The 4,889-nt window shown below is 74.1% G+C and carries 4 protein-coding genes; 1 reads left to right on the top strand and 3 read right to left on the bottom strand.

The features are described from left to right. Together H5J29_RS20870 and H5J29_RS20865 are read right to left on the bottom strand one after the other, a co-directional pair. Nucleotides 1-2,075, bottom strand: a 2,075-nt coding sequence (locus H5J29_RS20870; protein ID WP_181782735.1) for a CaiB/BaiF CoA-transferase family protein, incomplete at its 3' end; no start/stop codon positions are given. Between the two features lie 219 nt (nucleotides 2,076-2,294). Next, nucleotides 2,295-3,281 (bottom strand): LacI family DNA-binding transcriptional regulator, encoded by a 987-nt coding sequence (locus tag H5J29_RS20865; RefSeq protein ID WP_181782734.1) that lies wholly within the window; start codon nucleotides 3,279-3,281, stop codon nucleotides 2,295-2,297. Between the two features lie 83 nt (nucleotides 3,282-3,364). Between H5J29_RS20865 and H5J29_RS20860 the strand changes: the two genes are divergently transcribed. Continuing rightward, a complete protein-coding gene (locus H5J29_RS20860) occupies nucleotides 3,365-4,756 on the top strand; it encodes an MFS transporter (protein ID WP_181782733.1) in 1,392 nt (463 codons plus the stop codon). Between the two features lie 19 nt (nucleotides 4,757-4,775). Here H5J29_RS20860 and H5J29_RS20855 read toward each other — a convergent pair. Next, nucleotides 4,776-4,889: fasciclin domain-containing protein (locus H5J29_RS20855; RefSeq protein ID WP_181782732.1), on the bottom strand; the 114-nt coding region annotated here is incomplete at its 5' end.

Genomic DNA, 4,889 nt, shown 5'->3' with positions numbered 1-4,889 from the left:
ACCGCGGCCTCCAGCTCGTCCTCGTGCAACCTTCGCGCCGCGAGGGTCGCGAACCGGGGATCGGCGGCGAGGCCCGGCTCGCCGATGACGTCGGCGAGGGCGGCGAAGGCGGCGTCGTCCGCCACGCTGACCGCGACCCAGGTGTCCTCGTCGCGGCAGCGGAACGTGCCGTGCGGGCTGCGCAGCTCGTCCCGGTTGTGGATCACCGGCACCTCGCCGCCGGTCGCCCCCGCGTACAGGACGGGCCACGGGAAGGCGGACAGGCAGGCCTCGAACATCGCCGTCTCGACCCGGACGGGCTCGCCGGTCGCCTGTGCGCGGTAGAGGGCGCCGATCGTGGCGATGGCGGTCGTGATGCCCGCCATCGGGTCCGGCAGCGACATGACCAGGTCGGTCGGCCCGCCGCGGACGGCGCCGTTGGACGTCGCGATGCCGCAGAGCGCGTCGATCAGCGAGCCGTAGGCGGTGTGGCCGGAGTAGGGCCCGGACTCGCCGAACCCGGTCATCGACACGGCCACGATCCGCGGGTTGATCTCGACCAGCCGCTGGAAGGGGAACCCCATGCGCCCCAACGCCCCGGCGCTCATGTTGTCGATCACCACGTCGGCCTCGGCGATGAGGTCGCGCAGCAGCTCCCTGCCCCGCTCGGTCTTGAGGTTGAGCGCGACCGACCGCTTGCCCTGGTTGTTCTGGTTGAAGTAACCGGACCGGTTGAACCCCACGATCTCGTCCGCGTAGGGGCCGAGACCGCGGGTCGTCTCCAGCCGGGTCGCGCTCTCCACCTTGATGACGTCCGCGCCGAGGTGGGCGAGCTGCATCGCCGAGAACGGTCCCGCCCACACCACCGTCAGGTCCACGACCCGCACACCGGCCAGCGGGCCGGGCACGGGGGAGTCGGTGGGGGCGACGGGGGTCCGCTCGGCCGCCGTCGTCCACAGGGTCGAGGGGTCCGACGAGCCGAGCGCGGGCGCGGGCCCGCGGGCGGGCGGTACGGCGCCACCGAACCGCCACGGCCTGCAGGGCACCGGGACGGACTCGTCGGGCGCCTTCTCGAACGCCACCGGGGGCAACGACGACCGCGCGGCCAGGTGGTCCCACTCCAGGATGTCGCGGGCGCCGTGGATGGGGCACGCGGCGATCCGGTGGGTGTAGGCCAGGTCGAGGAACTCCCGGAGTGTGAAGTCCGCCAACGACTCTCGGACGAAGACGTCGAGGACGTCGTGGTTCTCGTCTCGACCCGCGGTGGTCTCGAACAGCTCGATGGCACCCCAGTCCGGGTCGCCGAGCAGGTGGACGAGCCTGCGGAACTCCTCGTCCCGGGTGATCTGCATCAGGACGCGGCCGTCCTTCACCTCGTAGAAGCCCCACGGCCCCACGCTGCGGTTGCCCTGCCGCACGGGCATCGACCCGGTGTAGGCCCACCGCGACAGGGCCGTGGCGAGCACGCTCGCGACGGCGGCCTGCTGTGAGACGTCGATGCGTTGCCCGTGCCCACTGCGCCGCCGCTCGAACAGCGCGCCGAGCACGGCGATCACCGCACCGCACGCGGCATGCATGCTGGACAGCTCGCCGCGGTAGCGCAGCGGCTCGGGGTCCGGGCCGGTGAGCGTCGTCGAGTTCACCGCCAGCAGCCCCGCGGCCGCGAGGGCGAGCAGTTCGTCCGACGGGTACGGGCCCGAGCCGGTCCCGACCCGGCCGAAGGACGACACGTCGAGCACGATCAGGCCGGGGTCCGCGCGCTGCAGGCGCTCGACCTCGGCGTCGGACAGCAGCTCGTGCCCGTCCCGCGTCGAGCGCAGCACCACGTCGGCCCGCGCCGCGAGCGCGGCGGTCTCCGCGTCGGTGTGGCGCACCGAGTGCTTCCCGGCGTGGAAGTAGGCGAAGGAGGCGCTGCGTTCCGCGTCCGGCACCCCGCCCGCGAACGGGCCGAGCGTGCGCAGCGGACTGCCCTCCGCGCCCTCGACCACCACCACCTCGGCACCGAGGTCCGCCAGCAGCCGACCCGCGTACGCGAGCGCCGGCGTGTCTCCCGCCTCGAGAACGCGCACACCCGCGAGGGGGGTCTCCACGTCCATCGAACATGACGTCATCGTCACACCCTTCGTCGCTGGCGAGCGTAGCGAGCGAACGCCGCGAGCGGCACCCCTCCACCGAGATTGCCGGGGTGTCGACCCGATCGTTCACCGAGTGACGATCGGGGAGGACACCCTCGCTCACCGGAGCCGACCACCTGGCCTCCGAACGGCACCGTCGGCCCTGTCGCCCACCGGCGCCCAGGAGGTCCGAGCGTCCGCTCAGGGGGTGGGGCCCGTGGACTCCCGGACGACGAGGGTCGAGGGGAGGACCGGGTCCTCGGGGGCGGTGCCGGTGAGGAGGCCGACCAGCGCGCGGCCCGCCGCCTCGGCCGGGCTCGTGACCGTGGTCAGCGGGGGGTGGCAGAAGGAGGCGCCGAAGACGTCGTCGGCGCCGACGACGCTGACCCGCCCGGGCACGGAGACCCCGCTGCGCTCGAGGTGCTGCAGGACGCCGATCGCGATCAGGTCGTTGAAGGCGACCAGGGCGGTGGCACCCGATCCCAGCCCGGCCTCGGCGGCGGAGGGCCCGGACCCCAGCACGGGTGCGAAGGGGCCGAGCTCCGCGAACCCGACGCCGTGTCGCGCGGCGTGGTCGGCCAGCGTGCGGCGGCGCTCGCCGTCCGCCCACGAGGTGACGGGTCCGCGCAGGTAGGCGATCCGCCGATGGCCGAGCCCGACGAGGTGTCCGACGATGTGGGCACTGGCCGCGTCGACGTCAGCGACGACGCCTGGCAGGCCTGCCAGCGGGCGGTTGAACACGGCGGCGGGCCGCGCGAGGTGCGCCGCCAGCTCCGCGGCCGGGCTGCGCGGGGAGACGAGCAGGAAGCCGTCGACGAAGGAGGCCAGCCTGCGCAGGTGCGCGAGCTCGATCGCCGCGTCCTCCTGGCTGTCGGCCAGCACCAGGGAGTGTCCCGCCGCAGCGGCGGCCGCCTCCGCCCCGCGGATCAGGCCGACGTGGTGCGGGTTGGTGATGTCCGGGATGACCAGGGCGAACAGGCCGGTGCGGCCGGAGGGCAGGGCCTGGGCGATCCGGTTGGGGACGTACCCGAGCCGCTCGGCGACCGCGGCGACGTGCGCCCGGGTGCGGTCGCTGACCCGGCCCGGGTTGGACAGCGCGCGGGAGGCGGTCGACGTGGCGACGCCGGCCTCGCGGGCGACGTCGTAGATCGTCACGGCCCGCGGGCGCGGGTCGCCGGTGTGATCCATGGCGGCATTCCACCATGTGGCTGGAAACCGATGGCAACCGGTTGCCATACTGGCCGTCGACGACAGAGGGAGCGACACACCGGATGCGGACCAGCGGGGCCGAGACCACGACGAGCAACGGCCACCGACCCGCGGTCTGGGTGGTGTGGGGCGCGGCGGTGCTCGTCTACCTGTTCGGGGTGACGCAGCGGACGTCGCTGGGGGCCGCGGGGCTCGACGCGGCGGACCGCTTCGGCATCGACCCGGGCACCCTGTCGCTCTTCGTCTTCCTGCAGATCTCCGTGTACGCCGCGGGACAGATCCCTGCGGGCATGATGGTCGACCGGTACGGCCCACGGGTGATGCTGCTCGTCGGCGGGCTGCTGCTCGGGCTGGGGCAGGGCCTGCTGGCCTTCGCGACGACCCTGCCGCTCGCCCTGGGCGCGCGGGTGCTGGTGGGCGCGGGGGACGCGGTCGCCTTCTCCTCGGCGATGGTGCTCGTGGCCCGGTGGTTCCCGGCGCGCCGGGTCCCGGTCGCGACCCAGGTCACGACGATCGTCGGGCAGCTCGGCCAGGTGCTCTCCGCGCTCCCGCTGCTCCTGCTGCTGCACGCGGCGGGCTGGTCGACGGCCTTCACCGTGGCCGCCGGGGCGAGCGTGGTCTCCGCCGTGGTGGCCGCCGCCCTGGTGCGGAACGGGCCGGTCGGCTGGCACCCGCCCCGCCCCGCACCCGCCCGTGAGCTGGTGCGCCAGGTCGGGGAGGTCTGGCGACGGCCCGGCACCCGGCTCGGCTTCTTCGGCCACCTCGGCACCCAGTTCTCGATGATGACGTTCTCGCTGCTCTGGGGACTGCCGTACCTGGTCTCGGCACAGGGCGTGGAGCCGCTCGTGGCCGGTGCCCTGATGACGCTGCTGGTGATCGCCTCCGTGGTCGTCGGGCCGCTGGTCGGGGTGCTGACCGCGCGGCACCCGATGCGGCGCTCGTGGATCCTGCTCGGCGTGATCGGGCTGACGGCCGGGACGTGGACCGTCGTGCTGGCCCTGCCCGGCCCGGCGCCCACCTGGCTGCTCGTGGTGCTGGTGGTGGTCCTGGCCGTCGGCGGCCCCGCGTCCGTGGTGGGCTTCGACATCGCCCGCACCACCAACCCGGGCGGCAACCTGGCCGTGGCGCAGGGGATGGTGAACATCGCGGGCTACAGCGCGTCCGTGGTGGTCCTGATGGTGATGGGGGCGGTGCTCACCGCCACGGGCGGGTTCACCGCCGAGGGTTTCCGGACCGCGTGGCTGGTGCAGTACCCCGTGTGGGCCTTCGCCGTCGTCGGGATCCTGGTGACCCGGCGCAAGGCCCGCCGGGTGGCCGGGGAAGCCGGTCCCGACGGGGGCACGTCGGGACCGGCCCGTCGTCGGGAGTCCCCCTCCGCACCCCGACGACGAGACGCCCGGCGGGCCGTCGAACCCGCCGGGCGCCTCGTGGGGCGTTCGGAGCGGACCGCGTAGCGGTTCACCCCGGTTCGGATCAGCTGGCGGGCATGAGCACCTTGTCGATCACGAACACGGTCGCGTTCGAGGTCGGGATGTTGCCGCACAGGATGTTCGCGGTGTTGCCCATGCCGTCGGTCACGGTCGGGGC

Origin of the sequence: Pseudonocardia pini (genome assembly GCF_013870575.1) — a bacterium.
Lineage (GTDB): Bacteria > Actinomycetota > Actinomycetes > Mycobacteriales > Pseudonocardiaceae > Pseudonocardia > Pseudonocardia pini.
This window is presented reverse-complemented; position numbering and strand designations above follow the sequence as displayed.